The sequence below is a fragment of the Chryseobacterium aurantiacum genome (assembly GCF_003020585.1).
Classification (GTDB): Bacteria; Bacteroidota; Bacteroidia; order Flavobacteriales; family Weeksellaceae; genus Chryseobacterium; species Chryseobacterium aurantiacum.
Map to the genome: position 1 here is coordinate 224,019 of NZ_PXUE01000004.1, position 17,991 is coordinate 242,009.

Annotated in this window: 20 protein-coding genes; 5 read left to right on the forward strand and 15 right to left on the reverse strand. The window is 35.3% G+C overall.

What is annotated here, in order from left to right; genetic code table 11:
* Positions 1-318: 318 nt before the first annotated feature.
* From C7D53_RS15340 to C7D53_RS15350, 3 genes are read left to right on the forward strand one after another with little or no spacing between them, the layout of a single operon-like run.
* Entirely contained in the window at positions 319-1,431 is a 1,113-nt protein-coding gene (locus C7D53_RS15340; protein ID WP_162926194.1) for a hypothetical protein, read from the forward strand.
* A gap of 13 nt (positions 1,432-1,444) precedes the next feature.
* On the forward strand, positions 1,445-2,266 hold the full coding sequence (locus tag C7D53_RS15345; RefSeq protein WP_162926195.1) for a hypothetical protein: 822 nt from the start codon (positions 1,445-1,447) through the stop codon (positions 2,264-2,266).
* An 11-nt stretch (positions 2,267-2,277) separates the two neighbouring features.
* On the forward strand, positions 2,278-3,054 hold the full coding sequence (locus C7D53_RS15350; RefSeq protein WP_162926196.1) for a hypothetical protein: 777 nt from the start codon (positions 2,278-2,280) through the stop codon (positions 3,052-3,054).
* A gap of 81 nt (positions 3,055-3,135) precedes the next feature.
* Here C7D53_RS15350 and C7D53_RS15355 read toward each other — a convergent pair whose 3' ends face one another.
* Positions 3,136-4,176, reverse strand: a complete 1,041-nt coding sequence (locus C7D53_RS15355; RefSeq protein ID WP_106917310.1) for an NAD(P)H-dependent glycerol-3-phosphate dehydrogenase — start codon at positions 4,174-4,176, stop codon at positions 3,136-3,138.
* A 225-nt stretch (positions 4,177-4,401) separates the two neighbouring features.
* Here C7D53_RS15355 and C7D53_RS15360 point away from each other — a divergent pair, with 225 nt between their 5' ends.
* The gene (locus tag C7D53_RS15360) at positions 4,402-5,436 is read left to right on the forward strand and encodes a M23 family metallopeptidase (protein ID WP_106917311.1); all 1,035 of its coding nucleotides are present in this window, start codon (positions 4,402-4,404) and stop codon (positions 5,434-5,436) included.
* Between the two features lie 70 nt (positions 5,437-5,506).
* Here C7D53_RS15360 and C7D53_RS15365 read toward each other — a convergent pair whose 3' ends face one another.
* The 5 genes from C7D53_RS15365 to C7D53_RS15385 form a co-directional block, all read right to left on the reverse strand.
* A complete protein-coding gene (locus tag C7D53_RS15365; RefSeq protein WP_106917312.1) occupies positions 5,507-6,679 on the reverse strand; it encodes an MBL fold metallo-hydrolase in 1,173 nt (390 codons plus the stop codon).
* A gap of 15 nt (positions 6,680-6,694) precedes the next feature.
* Positions 6,695-7,348, reverse strand: a complete 654-nt coding sequence (locus C7D53_RS15370; RefSeq protein WP_106917313.1) for an NAD(P)-dependent oxidoreductase — start codon at positions 7,346-7,348, stop codon at positions 6,695-6,697.
* 60 nt (positions 7,349-7,408) lie between these two features.
* Positions 7,409-7,819 carry an Rrf2 family transcriptional regulator gene (locus C7D53_RS15375; protein WP_106917314.1) on the reverse strand — a complete coding sequence of 137 codons (411 nt, stop codon included), beginning with the start codon at positions 7,817-7,819 and terminating at the stop codon, positions 7,409-7,411.
* Positions 7,820-7,885: 66 nt separating this feature from the next.
* A complete protein-coding gene (locus tag C7D53_RS15380) occupies positions 7,886-8,836 on the reverse strand; it encodes a hypothetical protein (RefSeq protein WP_106917315.1) in 951 nt (316 codons plus the stop codon).
* Between the two features lie 139 nt (positions 8,837-8,975).
* Positions 8,976-9,410, reverse strand: coding sequence for an FKBP-type peptidyl-prolyl cis-trans isomerase (locus tag C7D53_RS15385; protein ID WP_106917439.1), 435 nt, complete (start codon positions 9,408-9,410; stop codon positions 8,976-8,978).
* Between the two features lie 224 nt (positions 9,411-9,634).
* On the opposite strand from C7D53_RS15385, the gene C7D53_RS15390 reads away from it, so the two are divergent.
* A complete protein-coding gene (locus tag C7D53_RS15390; protein ID WP_106917316.1) occupies positions 9,635-10,648 on the forward strand; it encodes a catalase family protein in 1,014 nt (337 codons plus the stop codon).
* A 66-nt stretch (positions 10,649-10,714) separates the two neighbouring features.
* On the opposite strand, the gene C7D53_RS15395 is transcribed toward C7D53_RS15390, so the two are convergent.
* The 9 genes from C7D53_RS15395 to C7D53_RS15435 form a co-directional block, all read right to left on the reverse strand.
* Positions 10,715-11,128 carry a nuclear transport factor 2 family protein gene (locus tag C7D53_RS15395; RefSeq protein ID WP_185126705.1) on the reverse strand — a complete coding sequence of 138 codons (414 nt, stop codon included), beginning with the start codon at positions 11,126-11,128 and terminating at the stop codon, positions 10,715-10,717.
* 3 nt (positions 11,129-11,131) lie between these two features.
* Positions 11,132-11,659 carry a TetR/AcrR family transcriptional regulator gene (locus C7D53_RS15400; RefSeq protein WP_106917318.1) on the reverse strand — a complete coding sequence of 176 codons (528 nt, stop codon included), beginning with the start codon at positions 11,657-11,659 and terminating at the stop codon, positions 11,132-11,134.
* Positions 11,660-12,020: 361 nt separating this feature from the next.
* Positions 12,021-13,064, reverse strand: coding sequence for a TerC/Alx family metal homeostasis membrane protein (locus tag C7D53_RS15405; RefSeq protein ID WP_106917319.1), 1,044 nt, complete (start codon positions 13,062-13,064; stop codon positions 12,021-12,023).
* An 86-nt stretch (positions 13,065-13,150) separates the two neighbouring features.
* Positions 13,151-13,759: a TerD family protein gene (locus C7D53_RS15410; protein ID WP_106917320.1), complete on the reverse strand. Its 609-nt coding sequence runs from the start codon at positions 13,757-13,759 to the stop codon at positions 13,151-13,153.
* 10 nt (positions 13,760-13,769) lie between these two features.
* The gene (locus C7D53_RS15415) at positions 13,770-14,717 is read right to left on the reverse strand and encodes a hypothetical protein (protein WP_106917321.1); all 948 of its coding nucleotides are present in this window, start codon (positions 14,715-14,717) and stop codon (positions 13,770-13,772) included.
* Between the two features lie 16 nt (positions 14,718-14,733).
* Positions 14,734-15,903 carry a toxic anion resistance protein gene (locus C7D53_RS15420; protein WP_228422373.1) on the reverse strand — a complete coding sequence of 390 codons (1,170 nt, stop codon included), beginning with the start codon at positions 15,901-15,903 and terminating at the stop codon, positions 14,734-14,736.
* A 5-nt stretch (positions 15,904-15,908) separates the two neighbouring features.
* Positions 15,909-16,466: a TerD family protein gene (locus C7D53_RS15425; protein WP_076356307.1), complete on the reverse strand. Its 558-nt coding sequence runs from the start codon at positions 16,464-16,466 to the stop codon at positions 15,909-15,911.
* Complete coding sequence (locus C7D53_RS15430; protein WP_106917322.1) at positions 16,456-17,280, reverse strand: phosphoribosyltransferase family protein; 825 nt, start codon at positions 17,278-17,280, stop codon at positions 16,456-16,458. Before C7D53_RS15430 ends, C7D53_RS15425 begins: the two co-directional genes overlap by 11 nt.
* Positions 17,281-17,288: 8 nt before the next feature.
* Positions 17,289-17,957, reverse strand: coding sequence for an HAD family hydrolase (locus tag C7D53_RS15435; RefSeq protein WP_106917323.1), 669 nt, complete (start codon positions 17,955-17,957; stop codon positions 17,289-17,291).
* Positions 17,958-17,991: the final 34 nt, after the last annotated feature.

The following is a 17,991-nucleotide window of genomic DNA, read 5'->3' on the forward strand; positions in this document are numbered from 1 at the left end:
ATTATTTTAATTCACTGAACGGTAAATAATTAAGCTTAATTTTCAAAACTGAATTTTATAAAAATTTAAGTTTATTTAAGTTTATGACAATAAACACTTTAACCATAACCATTTACGTTAATATATTTTATCAACAATAAGTGAAAAAAGATTACATTATACTCATTGAATATCACTTTTTATTGAAAAATAGATAATTTTATAGATATAATTCTACATTAAAAACATAAAACAGTCGTTTTTTTTACTTACCTTTCAATTAAATTAATACATATTCCAATAGTATTTAATTAAAATTATTTCATAAACATAGTACAGATGAAAATTATTAACTTCGTTAGTACATTTTTCGCTACCATGGCATTAGCCCAAAGCGGAAGTGTAGGAATCAACACGTCCAAACCGGACCCCAGTGCAATTCTGCATATTGAGAACTTTAATGGAGTTCCGGCTACTGCCACCGCCACTATATCAGGAGGTGCCGTAACCGGTGTTACCATCACGAATGGTGGAAGTGGCTATACAACGGCACCAACCATTAATTTTTATGGAGGCGGATCAATAGTCAACGGAGGCTCTAAAGCCCGCGCCACAGCAACCCTTACAAATGGAACAGTGACAGGAATTACTGTCAATACAGGTGGAAGCGGATATACTACCGCTCCTACTATCACTATCTCCGGAGGCAATAAGGGTTTATTGTTCCCCAACCTCAACATAGCCAACTTGAGCAGTACAACTTCTCCTGTGGCTTCTCCTGCGAATGGTCTTATTGGCTATAATGGAGGCAGTAACAGTAACAACAAGGCGCTGCATATTTTCAATGGTACCTCCACCCCCAACCAATGGCAAAGCACCATTGATGCAGAAAATACGCCTAAGGTAGCTTATCTGGATTTTACAGGATCATTATCTGCATTGGATAATGCTGTAGCAGGAACCAATACTCTACTTGTTGTGAACCCTCCTTCAATTTCAGGTGTTTCCAACATTAATGGCTTCAAAGTAGTTCAGAACACCTCTTTTGGAGGCTATTCTTTAGTTCTACCACAGGGAAATTATCTGGTAGAGGTAAATCTTAATCTAAATTCACCTCAGGAAAATCCCTCGGGACAGGGAGGAACGGCACCTCTTACAGGCAGTACTTATTATCTGATGGGGTATTTTATAGATTTCACCAATGATATCTATAACAACACTACCAGTACATTTACTGCAGGAGTCAATACGAGAAAAGAGGTCCCTATTGTTTCTAAAGTAAGTACCAATCACCTGGCAACATGGTCCTATTATTACAGTGTACCAGCCAATGCCAATGCGAATATTATAGGAGGTCTGCGACTTAGGCTAGGAAGAATGCAAAACAGCACCTTCTATGACCTAGTAAATGTAATTCCTACAGGATCTTATATTAAAATATCCCAACTTTAAAAACATGGAACATATGAAAAAAAGTTATATCCTGCTATTATTAATCATAGCGCAAATCATATATGCACAAGTTGCTATTGGGAAAACTACTGTTAATAGCTCAGCTGTTCTGGAAGTATCTCAATCTACCAATAAAGGAGTTCTTCTTCCGAGAGTTGATATTACAGATATATTGAACAATACATCACCGGTAAATAATCCTACGGAAGGCCTAGTGGTATACAATAAAGGAAATTCAATAAGTCCCGGTTTCTATCTTTGGAAGAATAACAGATGGACCCAACTGGCTGACACTTATAATCTGGTAAGTTATATGATGCTTCAAAGAACTACTGATTACAATATATTAGGAGGTTTGGCCAACGGTACATTTAAAAACTTCAATGATGCGGCCTTTACCGTTGTATCGAATGACATTGGTGCGTTGTACAATAACTCTAACGGAATTATTACTCTTCCGGGCAACAGCGGCTATCTGGTAAATGTATGTTTAAACGTAAAAACAGCTATTGAAAGTTCAACAGCCGGAATTGGTGGAACGTCTGTTCACTTGCATCAATATTTAGTAAAGCTCATAGATCCATCCAATGGAAACCAGTATGGAAAAACAATCAGCATCAATGCACAATCAATAGCTAGCAATAAAACCCATACTTTAAACCTGAGTTTTTCTTTTGTTGCTACTTCTGCAACGCCAATTATTTTAGTACCTGCTATTGCTCATGATGCAGGTGGAACATATCAATTGGGAGCTGGAGGTACTACTCCTAATAATGGGGAGATTATTATCACCAATGCTAAGATTGACATTCAAAGATCAGCCCTTAACCAATAATTAATTGAAAAATGAAAACATCTATTTATACTGCCTGTATCTTTATCCTACTTTTCTGTACAAACATGTACGCACAGGTAGGCATTAATACAAACGCGCCTAATGCAAGTAGTGTTCTGGACATCAATTCATCAAATAAAGGGGTTCTTTTTCCTCAATATGATCTGGTAGTCCTCAACAGCACTTCATCCCCGATATCTAATCCTACAGACGGACTTATTATTTATAACAACGGAGGAGCTTCCACTTTTCCGAAAGGGTATTATATCTGGATCAGAGATCAGTGGCAACGTATTATTATTTCCGGTTCTGAGCCTCAAAATATGTCATTGATTATTAACTCAGGGGTCCTTATACCTACCGGAAGTACCAATAATACCTTAACAAGCTTCACTGTAGCTTCCAATAAAATTACCGGAGCTTCTTTGGGAACAGATACTTCTACCATCACGTTACCGGCTGGTACATACATTATTCGTTATTCTGTAGACTCCAGTAACGCGAACAACAATAACGGAACGGCTAATACACAGTACCTTTCTCAAAACTTTACGTGTACAAGATCTTATCTTACCAATGCAGCAACGGGAACTACCATCACTGAAGTCAATAGAATGTGTCAGCTATCAAGTTCTTTTACTTTTTTCCAGGGAAGTTATTTTATAAAACTAACGGCTCCTACAACCATAAAACAAAAGTTTGAATTTGATACAGGAAACGGATTTACAGCAAGTAATCTTAACATACGATCATCTCTAGCACTTTTGATTACTAAAATGAGCCAATAAAAAAACTTAAGCACCAAGTGCTTAAGTTTGATTTTACAATATTTTGAAAATAAGGTTTTAGTGATTAAAACCTTATTTTTTTTAGTTCAGTTTTGCTGTTAATTTTTTAAACTGCTTCTCAGCACTTTTACCTTCATAAAGAATGGCATAAACTGTATCAATAATTGGTAGTTTAAGGTTCTTTTGCTTTGCCGTTTTGTAGATTGAATCTGCTGCATAATATCCCTCTGCCACCATATTCATGGACTGAATTGCAGATTTGACAGTATATCCTTTTCCGATGAGGTTCCCAAGGTTTCTGTTTCTTGAGAACAATGAGTAAGCGGTCACTAAAAGATCTCCCAGATATGCACTTTCATTTACATCTCTTGGTGCTTCATAGATTGCTTCCAGGAATGTTTCCATCTCACGGATTGCATTGGAAACAAAGACTGCTGTAAAGTTATCTCCATATCCTAAACCACTTGCTATTCCTGCTCCAATTGCAAAAATATTTTTAAGAATTGCACTATATTCATTTCCCAGGATATCTTTACTGGTTTGCACTTTGATAAAATCTGAACTGAAGACTTCCTCAAGTTTTTCTGCAACTTCATCTTCAACAGTAGCTATTGTAAGGTATGAAAGTCTTTCCATAGCCACTTCTTCTGCATGACACGGACCTGCAATAACAGCCTGATTTCTGAAACCAATTTTAAACTCATCACGCAGATAATGGGCAACCACATCATTAACCTTAGGGATAATTCCTTTAATTGCTGAAATAAATATTTTATCAGAATAATCGCAGGTCATTTTATCCATTGTATCAGACAGATAGATGGATGGTGTTGCCAAAACAATGACATCACAGGCAGAAACCAATTCATTGATATCCGTTGTCAGCTTTAAACTTTTAAGATTAAAAGTAGCAGCGGTAAGGTAAGTGGGATTATGTCCACGAAGTTCAATTGCTCCTTTTACGAACTCACTTCTTACGCACCAATGCACTACTTTACAGTTTTCAACAAGCATTTTTACGATAGCAGTTGCAAAACTTCCGCTTCCTACTACCCCTACAGAAATGTCTTTTTTCGTCTTTTTTGGATTCGAAGATTCTGAATTTGTTTTCTTTTTAGCCATAATTGGATTGTGAACTGCAAATATATTAAACAAAGATTTAACGAGGTGCCTAAAGCCATGACAAAAACCATTTTCTGAAAAAAATAACATCTCAACACAATTAAATAACTAATTCAACGTTAGATACAGAAAAAACTGAATTTTAGTTAAGAATAACCCACAAAACTTATTTTTAATTAAATTTGCAGCTTCAAAACCGTTTTAAATAATTCTAAGAAAGGAAATATGAAAAAATTTCTAAACAGCAAGAAGAACGTAAACATTCTCCTGGGAGGACTTTTGCTAGTAGTTTTTGCACAAGGAGTCTTTATTGCAAAGCTCTTCTCTGAAAGGGATGACAAAAATTATGAAGTAAACCTTGTAAAAATAAACACTGAAAAAGACAGTGTAGATTATCTAAAGATGAAAACAGATCTTACCCTGGTAGATCAAACTGTTGGTCAACTTAATTCTTTCCTTAAATCTAAGGACATTTCGAATGAAAAGCTAATGATGCTTGATCAGGACAGCATTGCCAATTCTATCTATCTTTCCAAGCAAGCCAATAGATACAGCCAGTATCTGATGGATCTACAAAAAAAACTGATGCAGGTTCCTTTGGGAATGCCAACAGACGGATATATTTCCTCTAATTTTGGAGTAAGAAAAAATCCTATCCCATTCCGAACGGTGTACGCATCGGTAAAAACAGGTACTACAACAGAAACCAAGTCGGCGGCTCCCGTGGCGGCTAAACCTGAAGTAAAAGCTGAACCTGTGGAAAAAATAGTTGAACTTACAGACAGCTATGGAAATAAAAGAGAGGTAAAAGTAATGGTAACTCCAAAAGCGGCTCCTGTTGCTTCTACATCCGGTACTTCTGGCTCTGCTTCGAAAACAGTGGCTGGTACTACAACTTCCAAAGCAGCTCCTGCTGAAAAAAATAATCCACCTGCTGAAGCAGATCAGATGCAGTTCCATAAAGGATTGGATATTGCTGTAGCTTTTGGCTCTGATGTAAGAGCAGCTGCTGCCGGAACAATCATTTTTTCCGGACAAAAAGGAGGCTACGGAAATTGTGTAATTGTTTCCCACGGAAATGGATTAGCCACTCTTTATGGACATTTATCACAACTTGTTTCCAAAGTGAATGATAAGGTAAAAGTAGGTCAGGTGATCGCAAAATCCGGAAATTCCGGCCGTTCTACAGGCCCTCACCTCCATTATGAAGTACATAAGAACAATACTCCGGTGAATCCGAGGTTGTTTATGAATCTATAACATAAAATAGGCTGTCTTATTGCTAAGACAGCCTATTTTATTCTCTTACAGATTTATTTTAAAATATTTTTTACTTTAAAATCCTGATTGTTCCTTTCGGGTGTGTAAATGTACCATCAGGACCTGCAATATTGGAATACACTATATTCTTGTTGTAATCCTGAATATGAGTAACATTGAAGCCTAAGTGTGGTTCGTGCCAATACACCATAAACACATTTTTTGCCACTTCCACTGCTGTATACTCTACTGTATCTGTGCTATTTTTTGAACTTCCTGCCGTTCCGGTAAAGGTCATTGTTTTGTTATCTTTAAAATCCAAAAGGAATTTTACTGCTCCAAAATCAACTTCCAATTTTTTACCAATTGCAGGATAAGGTGATTTTAGATCCCAATCCATTTCTCCCAGAAATACTTTCGCACCCATTCCCAGTTCATCTTTTCCAGGAAGATTTGGATATTGTTTCACCATAAAGTCTACGATTGCAGATGAGGTTTTATTTTCTGTAACTGCTTTTTTATAGTTTTCAAGATAACCTTTTACAAAATCTAAAGATTTGGGAGACAGAGATTGTTTGGCAAAATGTGAAGGAACTACCTGTTCAGGTTTCAGGATCTTCATTGCATCAATTTGTCCAATCCATTGGTCAATTGCCTTTACATTCTGGGTATCGGCCATCCAAAGATGTGAGTCAACAGAAACCGAAATTCCTCCTGCTACTGTTTTGATAGACGGAATCCAAAGAAAGCTATGTGCCGGATCATCAGAATTCTGTTTTATTTCAATTTTGTTTCCTTCAAGATCAGGAATAGAAGTTACTGCTTCCGGAATTATAATTTCTGATGGAGCGTCTGTTCTCAACTGTGATTTCCAAACCGCAAGCTTATCGTCCTTTGAAGCAGAAATAAGATAGGCTGTTTGTGCTGTAGAAATGATTCTTACGTTTGGAAATGCTTTCTTAATCACATCCAGTCCAAAATAGAAATCAGGATCACTGTGAGAAATAAAAACAGTTTTCAGGTTTTTTCCTGTTGCTTTTATTTCTTTTACCAGCTGTTCTGCATATTGCTTCTGAAACTGGGCGTCAATAAGCATGGCATCTTTATCTCCATAAATAATGGTAGAAGTAATTGGAAAAATAGCCTTGGTTCCGGGATTATAGACTTTCACCTTAAGGTTACCCGCAAATATGCTGATGAACCCTAGAATGGCAATAACTGATAATAATTTTCTTTTTAACATTTTTGTTCTTTTAGATTAATAAGCTGCTGTAAAACGTTCACGGATATGGTTGTTCTGCTCCAATTCGTCAACCAAAACTACTGCTACATCTTCTACTGAAAGGCGGCTTCTTCCGTTTTCATCAAATACGGGTGTTTCTAATGAAGTTCTGTATTGTGCAGTTCTTGCCCCTACGTTAGCTTGGTTCATCTCCACAGCAGGGCTAAAGAACGTCCAGTCCAGTGTATTATTTTCTTTGATCTTGTTTAAATAATCTCTTGCTGCAGTTGCTCCAGGCTTGTAAGCATCCGGGAAGTCCGGTGTGTCTACAATTTGTACATTATCGGGTGTATAAAGGCTTCCTGCCCCTCCTACTACGATTAGTCTTTTTACCCCTGATGTTTCCACTGCTTTTTCAATATTTTCAGAGCCGTTCAAAAAATCATTGTAAAGATTAGGGTTCGTCCATCCTGCATTGAAAGCACTGATGACAGCATCACTTCCTTTCAAAGCATCTGCCAGTTCTGTTACATTGTTTACATCAACGCTTTTTGCGGTTACATTTTCCTGTGTCTGCACCTTAGATGCATCTCTTACTAAAGCTTCTACAGCATATCCTCTGTCTGCTAATTCTTTTACAATGTGCGATCCTACAAATCCTGTTGCACCGATTACTGCTACTTTTTTCATAATGTTTTATTTTTAAAATTAAATTGTAATAAATATTGTTACATTTATAGCTAAAAAATTTTACTCGAACTGGTCTGCAAATTCCTGCAATGACTTATTTCCTAAAAATTTAATAACCAATTGATCTGTTTCATCAAATAATGTATTTAAATGAATATTAATTTCCTTTCCAACGCTGCAGGCAGGGTTAGGATTTTGATTTTTCTTTCCCAAAACCTCTGTATTCTTCACGGCTCCATAAATCTCGGAAATGGTGATTGCATCTGCATTCTTCGCCAGTTGAGTTCCCCCTACTTTACCTTGTCTGCTCGTAATCATCCCTGCTTCTCTCAATACACTGATCTCTTTACGAACGATAACCGCGTTTACGTTGATACTACCGGCAATCCATTCAGAAGTGAGCCATTCCTGAGGACTTTTCGCCAATAAGGTCATTATATGTATTGCCGTAGCAAATCTTGTATTATTCATTGTAATTACATTGCAAAGGTAAACAATTTTTTAATTGTAACAAGTATTATTACAATTAATTTTTTCTTAAAGGATTAATTTATCCAAATCCAGCAGTAAATAATTGATGTTTTGATTAATGGTTCTTGTTGCAGACTGCATCTGATTAAGCATTGCAGCTCTATTGTGAAGATCATCTGCCCTATAAAAGCCGCCATCACTAAAAATGACAGACTGATCAGCCTTATTTTTATCATCATCAAATTGATAATGAAGCCATCTTTCTTTCATATTTCCAATAATGGAGCGTTCTTCTCTATTGGAGAACTTCTTCTCTGTATACATATACCAGATAAATGGGGGAAAGTTTGGAGACTCCAGTCTTTCTCTCCAGATATCTCTTAAGAGGTTTCTTTGGTGAATAAATTCCACTTTTTTTCCTTTTGGATTAAGTGTTGCCAGACCAAAACCTGCACCAAGTACCCCTCCGCTGATATCAATGGTATTGCTCCAGCCCTCATCTTTTACAATTCCACCGGCTATGGAAGCTGCTGCTCCCGCAATAATTGAGTATAAAATCAGCTTATTATTTCTTGAAGAATTAAGATTATCTACGTAATTTCCTATTTGTGCAACTCTTTCTCCCTCACAATCAAATTCTGCAGCTACGGCATCCAATTCTGTCAGGGCAATGGTTATTTTGCTATTTATTTTGGTCTTTAACTGTAAAACTTTAACCTGGGAAGCTAAGGATGAATCTTTTTTAAGCTCCATGATGTCATGAACTTCATCCAAATTATCCAGGGCATTCAGGATGAGAATACTTTGGTCCGAGAACATCGCTTTCAATTCTTTATTGGCGAGTAAAATAGAATCTGAGTTATGGGATGGTACCCTGTTGCTGTAATTATATTTAAAAGGGGCCTTACAGTAACTATCCTTAAGGGTTAATATATTCTGCTGAATCATCTGATTCTTCTTGGAAACACAAGAAGTAAGCAGACCGAGAACAATAAAAAGATAAAAAAGTTTTTTCATTCAATCTATTTTTGTGTATCAGTTGGGGAATTATTTAAAATCGTCAATCTGCTGCATTACAATTTATCAATACGAATATAATACAAATAAAAAAATTTACCTGAATTCAGGTAAATTTTTAATCTATTTTTAAGTCGGATTATTTAATTGCTAACAATTCCACTTCAAAAACAAGCGTACTGTTTGGGCCTATTTCCTTGCTGATCTCCTGATCTCCATAAGCCAAATGCGGAGGAATAATTAATCTCCATTTGCTCCCAACAGACATTAACTGAAGAGCTTCAGTCCATCCGCTAATTACTCTGTTTAAAGGAAAAGATGCAGGTGTTCCTCTTTTTACAGAACTATCAAAAACCTTACCTGAGATAGTAGTTCCGTGATAGTGGCATTTTACGGTAGATTTAGGTCCTGGTTTTGCACCATCCCCTTCCGTAATGATTTCGTATTGTAAGCCGCTAGGTAATTGTACCACGCTTTCTCTCTTACCATACTCCTCCATATATTCCTTACCGTCGTTAAGGTTCTTTTCTGCTAATTCTTTTTTACGTTTAAATAACATATCTGCTACTCCCATATTATAATTTTTTACAAAGATAAGATTTGTTAGCGGAAGTAGAATACAAGAAACAGAAAGCATTAAAAATCAATTATTTAAAATATACTTCAATTGATATCGTGTATCTATACTGAGTTTTATTTTGTTATTTCACTCATGCTTTTCATTAAAATTCAAATAATTGTAATAATCTCTTAACACAAATTTCGAAAGTTGGTGTTATAATTGAATTTAAAAACTAAATGCCAAATCCACTAAAATATAACAAGAAGTTCGATGAACTTAATGAGGAGGAAAAAATGCTTCTGGAAATCAATAAAAAATCTATTGCAGATTTTGTTGAACAATCTTCTTCTATAAGTGACGTTAACTATGCTACCAGAAATGCTCATGCGAAAACCTATGCAGTAGCAAAGGGAACCTTTTGGATAGATCCGGGGATTCCGGAATCATTGCTTCCTTTTTTTGATAAGGAAAAGTTTGATCTGACTATCAGGTTTTCCAATGCTCAATTGAAAATTAAAAACTCCAAAAAGGATCTTCCGGCCTATGGATTTGCGGTACAGATCCGGGATGAGAATAATAATTTGCTTTCCAATTATCCGTTGGTCAATTTTCCATTATTCCCTGTTAATTCCGTTTCTACTTTTTTAAAATTATTTACAGCTATTAATCATTTTTACATCAAAAAATGGAGCAGTCTATTTCCTCTGATTACCCAGATATTTAAAGTACTTCCCTCTGTTTTAACAGGTTCTTTTATCAAAAATGGAATAAAGCTGATCAGTAAAAAGAATGATTTTATCTTATCATTTGATTATCATTCTGTAGGAACTTACCGTTTGGGAGATCATATGATAAAGATAAAACTAAGTCCAAAGTCTGTAGATAAAAATATAGGTAAAAAAGAAAATACAAAAAATGCTTTAAAAGATTTTTTCCATGACAATGATTTCACAGTTGATGTTTTAATACAGCTTTGCTATGATTTGAAAGACCAGCCCATCAACAAGTTGAATGTAGAGTGGAAAAATTCGCCTTTCATTAAAATAGGTGAAGTAAAAATAAATAAAGGTTCTTTACTGGATCCTCGTGACTGTAGCAATGAACTACTTTCATTTAATCCTTTTGAAAGTAAGGCTATTTTTCAACCGGTAGGAAAAATACAGAAACTTCGTGATGAAGCCTATAAAGTATCTGTACAGACAAGGCGGAAGATTAATAAACTTTTGCATGGAAAAAAAAGTGAATTGTAAATTTTAAATCTGTTGTCCTTGAATAAAAGCATAAAAAAGACCGTCATTACAACAGCCTTGATACTTTTATTTGAATTTTCGGTCCTCTTCTTTTATGGCTAAATCATTGATGCTTGCATATCTTTTTGCCATTAAGCCATTTTCGTCAAATTCCCAGTTCTCATTTCCATAGGCCCTGAACCATCTTCCGTCTTTTGTTTGATATTCATATTCAAAACGAACAGCAATGCGATTATCTGTGTGTGCCCAATATTCTTTTTTAAGGTTATAATGAAGTTCCTTTTCCCACTTTTTTTGAAGAAATCTTACAATCTCTTCTCTTCCATTAACGAATGTATCTCTGTTTCGCCATTCGCTATTGATGGTATATGCTTTCGAGATCTTTTCAGGATCCTGGCTGTTCCAGGCGTCTTCTGCCATTTGGATCTTTTCCTTTGCCGTTTCAAGGGTAAAAGGAGGAAGCGGATGTTTCTGTTCCATAATTTATTGTATTAAATTGGTGGCTATTTTTCTTGATTTTTTAATTAATTCATTGGATTTAAAAAGCTGGCTTTCTATGATACTACTTTCAAAAAGCATGTATATATGATCGGAAATCTGCTCAACCTTCAATATTTCTAAAAAATAGCTTCTAAGGTCAGCTTTATGAGATTGGATCACATTTAGAATTTTAATGTTATCTCCAGGGATTTCTGATAAAATATTTAGGAAACTGCAACCTCTGAAGTTTTCTTTTTCATTCATATAAATGAGAAAATCAAAAGCTTTGATGATCTTAGATTTTGGATCTTTTTCTTTTTCTAAAAAGCTATTGAGTTCACTAAACCAATATTCATGTCTCACATTCAGAAATTCTACACACAGATCTTCCTTGGATTTAAAATGCTGATAGAAACTTGCTCTGGCTACTTCTGCTTCGGAAATGATCTGATTGATTCCGGTAGAGTTATACCCCTGTCTGGCAAATAGCTGGAATGTGGTTTCTATGATTCTTTCTCTTGGAGGTTTCATATTGCTTTTCTTTTCTGGAACAAATATATGAAAAAAACCAAAGAACAGACTGATCTGTCTGTTTCATTTTTTAAATAATTTAGTTTGAAAATATTGGATAACGCAAAGTCGCTAACTTTTATAAACACTGAGTATTAAGGGCGCAAGGATTTTATCTTCGATAAAATTAATACTGTAAACTATCATTCTTGATAAAGCTGACGGTTAAGAAAGAATACTGCTGAAAATCTTCGATCTTTCTGCGTCTAAAAAAACAAAATGTTTATTCTCTTTGTGCACAGCATTTTCCAACAAGAATCTTTGTAAACCAAAAAGCCTCCGGAATTTAATTCCGGAGGCTTTTTATATATTTTAAATATGATTATTTTTCTTCCAACTCTTCTTTCTTATCTTCTTCTTTTTCAGGGAAGATAACAGATAAAAGAACCGAGATTACCAATACTCCTCCTACAATTCCTAAGGAAATAGGTGATGGAATATGGATCCAAGGGGCAATAAGCATTTTAACTCCAATAAAGGAAAGGATAATAGCCAATCCGTATGGAAGTTTGCTGAACATGTGAATAAAGTTAGCCAGTAGGAAATACAATGATCTAAGTCCTAAAATAGCAAAGATATTCGATGTATAAAGGATGAACGGGTCATTAGAAATTGCAAAAATAGCAGGGATAGAATCTACTGCAAAAAGAACGTCTGTAAATTCGATAACCCCAACTACTACCAAAAGAGGAGTTGCCATTTTGATTCCGTTCTGCATGGTGAAGAATTTATCTCCATCATAGTTATCAGAAACTTTCCAGAAGCTTTTAATTAATCTTGCTCCGGCCGTATTGCTGTAATCTTCATCATCATCATCGCCACCGTCTCCCCATGACTTGATTCCCGCATATACAAGGAATAAACCAAACAGGGTCATTACCACATTAATTTTAACTACTTCTCCGAAGATAGTCATATCAGGAAGATAAGTAAGGTTAATTAATCCTACACCGGCAAAAATAAATATTGCTCTGAAGATCAACGCACCAATGATTCCCCAAAAAAGAACCTTATGATGGAGAAATTTCGGAACCTTAAAGAAACCGAAAACAAGGATAAATACGAAGAGGTTATCCACAGAAAGAGCTTTCTCAATCCAATAGGCAGCCTGATACTGTGTAAATTTCTCTATTGCCAATGCGTGGCTTTCAGGGGTTCCGTCTGTATTGAATACCCAATACACGACTCCTGAGAATACCATAGAAAGCGAGATCCATACAACAGACCAGATGGTTGCCTCCTTGGAAGATACTTCATGACTTTTTTTGTTGAAGACTCCTAAGTCCAGGAGTAGCATGATAACCACTGTTATCGCAAATCCCCACACCAGGCCAGGGTGCAGTTCTAAAATACTTTGATGTTCCACTTGAGTTATGTTATTATATGATAAAAGCAATAGATGTACAGAGTACAAATATTGCTATTTTATTTACCTTTTTGATTTATAAATGATTATAAATAATTCATCTGTACCGTTTGGATGGTCTGCTCAAGCTTTCTGTCCGCTGTAGGATCTCCGATAGCATTGAATTTCCATTCTCCGTTTCTTCTATAAAAAACTCCCATTACCATAGCAACGTGTCCTTTGAAAGAGGCATCATTTGCGATGTCATATTTAGCAAAAACTTCTTTTACATTGGTAGGAGTTCCCTCATAAATACGGATAGAAGCAAAAGGAATAGTTCCGAAATCCTGCCCTTGATAGCTGTTTAGCACCAATGCAACATGGTCTACATTTGGCTCAAGGTTACTGAAGTCTACCGTGATAACTTCGTTATCCAATCCATCATCACCATTTACATCACCTGTAAGGTCGTCTCCGCTGTGTCTTACAGATCCGTTTCTGGATTTCAGATTACCAAAGTAAACTACCTCTGTAACATTTTTGTTGGAATCATACAAAATACAGCTTCCATCTAAGTCTACTGCTTCTTTTTTAGTTCCGAAAAGGCCTTTTTTTTCAATTGCTCCCCAGTTGATTCCTACACAAGCTTGGGAAAGCTCAGCTCCGTTTTCTTTTTTAAGGTTGATTCTCTGACCTTTTTGTAAGTTGATAGCCATCTTTTTATGTTTAGTTGTTATTCAAATTCAAATTAAGCATTGCACGCAGAATATTTGTTTCTTCATCAAAAGCGAATATTTTGCTCATAATATCTATATTTTCCAGATTTCTGATATAGTCTTTCAAAACTCCCTCTACTTCTATGGGCAGGTTTCGTTTTCTTTCGTTCATACTATTTTCCAGCTGCTCATTCTTTGTTTTAAGCTGATCGATAATAGCACTCTGATTCGACTGGTTTTCAGAGACATCAAGCTTATCCAGTTCCTTGTCGAAAAGATAAAGCTTTTTATCATCAATATCGAAAATAAAATAATCATCAGACTGAAAGATTTTGAAAAGCTCATATTCATGGATTCCGATGAGGTAACCACAAACAAAACGGACTTTAAATCCTTGTATATTTAGTCTCCCCAAGAGCTTCCTTTCAATGGAATAATCTTTATACTGATAGGCCGGAAAATTTCCAATCTTCAGCAGTGATTCATCTGCTTCTGTTCTATAAAACTCCTGAGCATATTTCTTATGAAAATACAGTACATTATCCCAATTGACCGTAAAAATATCTTCTGTAAGGTCTTTATACAAAGCTTTCAAATGTTGGGAAAATACACCGCTGTACATTTTCCTGTCGGTCTGAAAACTATCTACCCGTCTTTCTTCAAAGCCTTCAATATACTTTTTGTTGATGTCAATTTCATTAATGACAGTCAACATATCATTTTCTTTCTGTCTTTTAATTTTAGTAAGCAATTCAATGAGGCTGTCGGTATACTGGAGGTGGAAAAGTTCCAACTTATTGTAATCTAAGGCTGCATTTTCCTGAAACAGATTGTGGATAATATCTGTTTTGATATAAATTGATATGATATCAATATGTTCAAAAAAATTAGCCAGAAGCTTAAGTCTTGTTAATCTTCTTTTGCTTTGTGACAATATGGTTGCTGCATCTCCCTCCACCTTTGTATCCTATAAATTAACCTCTGACATTCGCTTTTAATTCATGCTCCAATGTCTGAAGATCCTGATCAAGTTTTCTTCTGTTATCAGCTCCTTGTTTCTGGATCTGTTTTACTTCATTTAAAGTATTGATTAACATTGAAGTTGTTTCTCTCAATGTTTCTACAGACACAATCGTTTGCTCATTGGCTCTGGCTACATTTACAGAGTTCTGACCAAGACGTTCTGCATTCTTTCTTAAGATCTCTTCTGTAGTAGCAGATACTTTCTGCTGGATTTCAATATTCTGCTGCTGTCTGTACATGGCAACGGCAAGAGAAAGCTGGTTTTTCCATACAGGAAGAGTTGTGGTAAGAATGGTCTGTGCTTTTTCTGCAATAGAAACGTTGTTATTCTGTACCAGTCTGATCTGTGGAAGCGACTGCATCATAATGACACGTACTACCTTAAGATCAGCCATTCTTCTGTCTAATCTTGCAATAAAATCTCTTTTATCTGCAATCTGATAATCCTGGAAACTTTGAGGGTTGGCTTCCATTTCTGCAAGTTCCACCGCTGCTCTTTCCATTCTTATGTTTCCTGCAATCACAAGATCTTCGATCTGCTTAATGGAGTTTACATTACTTTCAAAGATTGTCTGCAAAACAGCATTATCCTTTGTAGAAGTAATGATTCCTGCATTTACTTTATAAGAGATTTGCTCAATATTATTGATAATTTTATCATATTTTGCAAACAAATTTTCCACCTGAGTAATTACTTTCTTCATGAATGGCAATTTGCTCAGGAAGCTTTTAACTTTATTTCCGTGAAGCTCATCTACATCTACATAGTTAAGCTCTACCAATAAGTCATTAATAAGTCCACCTACTTCTCCTGAGTTTGATCTTCTTACATTTCCTAAGAAGCTATCACTCTGGTTGGTTAAAGTTTTCTGAAGTTCTGCTCCGAAATTTACAATTGACCCCGGATTAGCTTCATCAATAGAGTTGGCAAGAACTTCATATTTCTGACGTTCTTCTGACTGCATCTGAGCCAGGTTTACATTTCCGTCTCTGTCTACCAGAACCGCTGGTGCTGTATTTTGAACAGGCATGTTCGGGGTAGCCATTGGAGCGGGCTCAAATGTTTTAAGGGGTTCAATTGATCCAAGAGGATCCATTGGTTGATTTTCTTGATTATCCATGATGATTACTTCTGATAAATTGATACAAATTTGTCAAGGCCGTCTCTTTGTCCTGCCCCAACAGCTTCAAATTTCCATTCTCCGTTTCTGTTGTAGATTCTTCCGAATTCTACTGCAGTTTCGATTGAGAAATCTTCATCTAATTCATATTTTAAGATTTCTTCATTCGTATCGGTATTGAAGATTCTGATAAAAGAATTTCTTACCTGCCCAAAGTTCTGTTTTCTTGCATCTGCTTCATGGATGGTTACCACTACGGTAATTTCCTTGATAGCATCATCAATTTTTGTAAGATCAATTTTGATTTGCTCATCATCTCCAGCTCCTTCACCTGTAAGATTATCTCCTGTATGAATTACTGATTTGTCCGGAGATTCAAGGTTATTATAAAAAATAAAGTGATTATCTGAAACTAATTTTTTGTCGTCGCCCAACAAAAATAAAGATGCATCAAGATCGAACCCAGTTCCTGTAGAAGTATTATTGATATCCCATCCTAAACCTACAGTAAATTTAGGTGCGTTAATATTTTCTCTTTGTCCTTTTTGTAAGTTAATAGCCATAATATAATTCCGTTTGTGTTAAAGTATTGATGTTATTTTTATATTCTTTTATTAAATGATAATTGTTACTGATGGCAAGCTCCAAAAGGAGGTCCATCTGTCCCTTCTTTACTTTAGACGTAAGATAGTCAAAATTACTTGAATCCAGGCCTAAAATATATTTTACAATTCTTGTATTGAATTCAAAACTTGGCTTATTCATTACTTCTGCAATGTGGTGTATATTTTTAACAGCATAGTAATTGAAAAAGTTTTCAATTTTAGGATCAAGCTCAAAATTCATCAGCTCAGCATAGTATAGAAAGACAAAATCTGCCTTTACATCATATTCATCCAGGATTTTGTGTACCGTATATTCATGACTTCCCGTAATTTTTATATCGTCTATAAAAATACAAAGTTTTCCTCGTAAAAAGTCCTTGTCAATATAATAAGTATCATTGGATATCAGATTTTTGCGGTCCTCAAAATTAAGGTTTCCATAATCTGTAATATAGGTGTGATTTCTGTTGATTTTTGATAAAATACTAGACTTATGTCCTTTCTGAAAAAGATAAAAATCCAAATGTTTTTTAAAATAAAAACATAAGAAGTTAGAAGCAGTAGGAATAGCCATATACGGACTTGGAAGTACTACGATCTCTTTACCCGTGTGTAAAAGTTCTTCATTTTCGGAAATAAATCCCTCGAATAATTCTTTTGCAAATTTTTCAGCATACGACTTATCGCCATACTTAAAATAGCTGTATTCTGCAGGTGAGAATGTAAACTCATCTGCTGAATGAATGCGGTGTAAGCTGTATCTTTTATTCATGTTTATTTTTAGTGTTTAAGTAAATGTGCACTGAAACCAAAGTCTCTTGCTCCTTTATAATCAGCAACCGGATTGTCTCCGATGTGTAAAATCTGACTCATTGGTAACTCCTGATCTTTAATGTTATTTTTCACTTCCTGAAAAATAAGTGGGTTCGGTTTGGAACAGTTCATCTCATCAGAATAAATGTGAAAATCTATATACTGATCCAAATTTTCATGAACCAGAAACTTTCGCATTGTTTTTCCTTTAATAAACCCGGTATTGCTTAGGATATTAATTGTCTTTCCCTGATTTTTAATTTTATCAAAAAAATCATGAATATTCTCAAATATGACAACCGGTTTATATTCTAAGAACAGGTCTTCACTTTTTACATAAAACTCATTCAGTTTCTCTTTATTTAAAAGCTTTACATCTACATCCAATGCCCCCAAAATCATAAGATAAATCTCAAAAGTATCTATATTCCCTCCTGTAACCTCATTAATGGTATTGCAGAGATCGTCATAATATTTTACGGTTTTTGCAACTTCATCTATCGGTTTATCTACTTTAAAAAATGAGGAGAACAGCTCAACTCTTTTTGTTTTAAATTCAGGATGAGATTTTATTAGGGTAAGCCACAGGTCAAAAGAAAAATGACAGTGGTTGTGAATGTCGATATCTGTTTTCAATATGTTTTAAGTTAAAAGTTTTTATTTAGCTTTC

What these genes read in the sequence shown, in the direction of transcription:
- C7D53_RS15340 (WP_162926194.1), top strand. Translation starts at nt 319, where the DNA reads ATGAAAATTATTAACTTCGTTAGTACATTTTTCGCTACCATGGCATTA.
- C7D53_RS15375 (WP_106917314.1), bottom strand. Translation starts at nt 7,819, where the DNA reads ATGAATAATACAAGATTTGCTACGGCAATACATATAATGACCTTATTG.
- C7D53_RS15400 (WP_106917318.1), bottom strand. Translation starts at nt 11,659, where the DNA reads ATGAAACCTCCAAGAGAAAGAATCATAGAAACCACATTCCAGCTATTT.
- C7D53_RS15425 (WP_076356307.1), bottom strand. Translation starts at nt 16,466, where the DNA reads ATGGCTATTAACTTACAAAAAGGACAAAGAGAAAATATTAACGCACCT.
- C7D53_RS15370 (WP_106917313.1), bottom strand. Translation starts at nt 7,348, where the DNA reads ATGAAAAAAGTAGCAGTAATCGGTGCAACAGGATTTGTAGGATCGCAC.
- C7D53_RS15360 (WP_106917311.1), top strand. Translation starts at nt 4,402, where the DNA reads ATGAAAAAATTTCTAAACAGCAAGAAGAACGTAAACATTCTCCTGGGA.
- C7D53_RS15385 (WP_106917439.1), bottom strand. Translation starts at nt 9,410, where the DNA reads ATGGGAGTAGCAGATATGTTATTTAAACGTAAAAAAGAATTAGCAGAA.
- C7D53_RS15365 (WP_106917312.1), bottom strand. Translation starts at nt 6,679, where the DNA reads ATGTTAAAAAGAAAATTATTATCAGTTATTGCCATTCTAGGGTTCATC.
- C7D53_RS15395 (WP_185126705.1), bottom strand. Translation starts at nt 11,128, where the DNA reads ATGGAACAGAAACATCCGCTTCCTCCTTTTACCCTTGAAACGGCAAAG.
- C7D53_RS15420 (WP_228422373.1), bottom strand. Translation starts at nt 15,903, where the DNA reads ATGGATAATCAAGAAAATCAACCAATGGATCCTCTTGGATCAATTGAA.
- C7D53_RS15355 (WP_106917310.1), bottom strand. Translation starts at nt 4,176, where the DNA reads ATGGCTAAAAAGAAAACAAATTCAGAATCTTCGAATCCAAAAAAGACG.
- C7D53_RS15345 (WP_162926195.1), top strand. Translation starts at nt 1,445, where the DNA reads ATGAAAAAAAGTTATATCCTGCTATTATTAATCATAGCGCAAATCATA.
- C7D53_RS15430 (WP_106917322.1), bottom strand. Translation starts at nt 17,280, where the DNA reads ATGAATAAAAGATACAGCTTACACCGCATTCATTCAGCAGATGAGTTT.
- C7D53_RS15350 (WP_162926196.1), top strand. Translation starts at nt 2,278, where the DNA reads ATGAAAACATCTATTTATACTGCCTGTATCTTTATCCTACTTTTCTGT.
- C7D53_RS15410 (WP_106917320.1), bottom strand. Translation starts at nt 13,759, where the DNA reads ATGGCTATCAACTTACAAAAAGGTCAGAGAATCAACCTTAAAAAAGAA.
- C7D53_RS15390 (WP_106917316.1), top strand. Translation starts at nt 9,635, where the DNA reads ATGCCAAATCCACTAAAATATAACAAGAAGTTCGATGAACTTAATGAG.
- C7D53_RS15380 (WP_106917315.1), bottom strand. Translation starts at nt 8,836, where the DNA reads ATGAAAAAACTTTTTTATCTTTTTATTGTTCTCGGTCTGCTTACTTCT.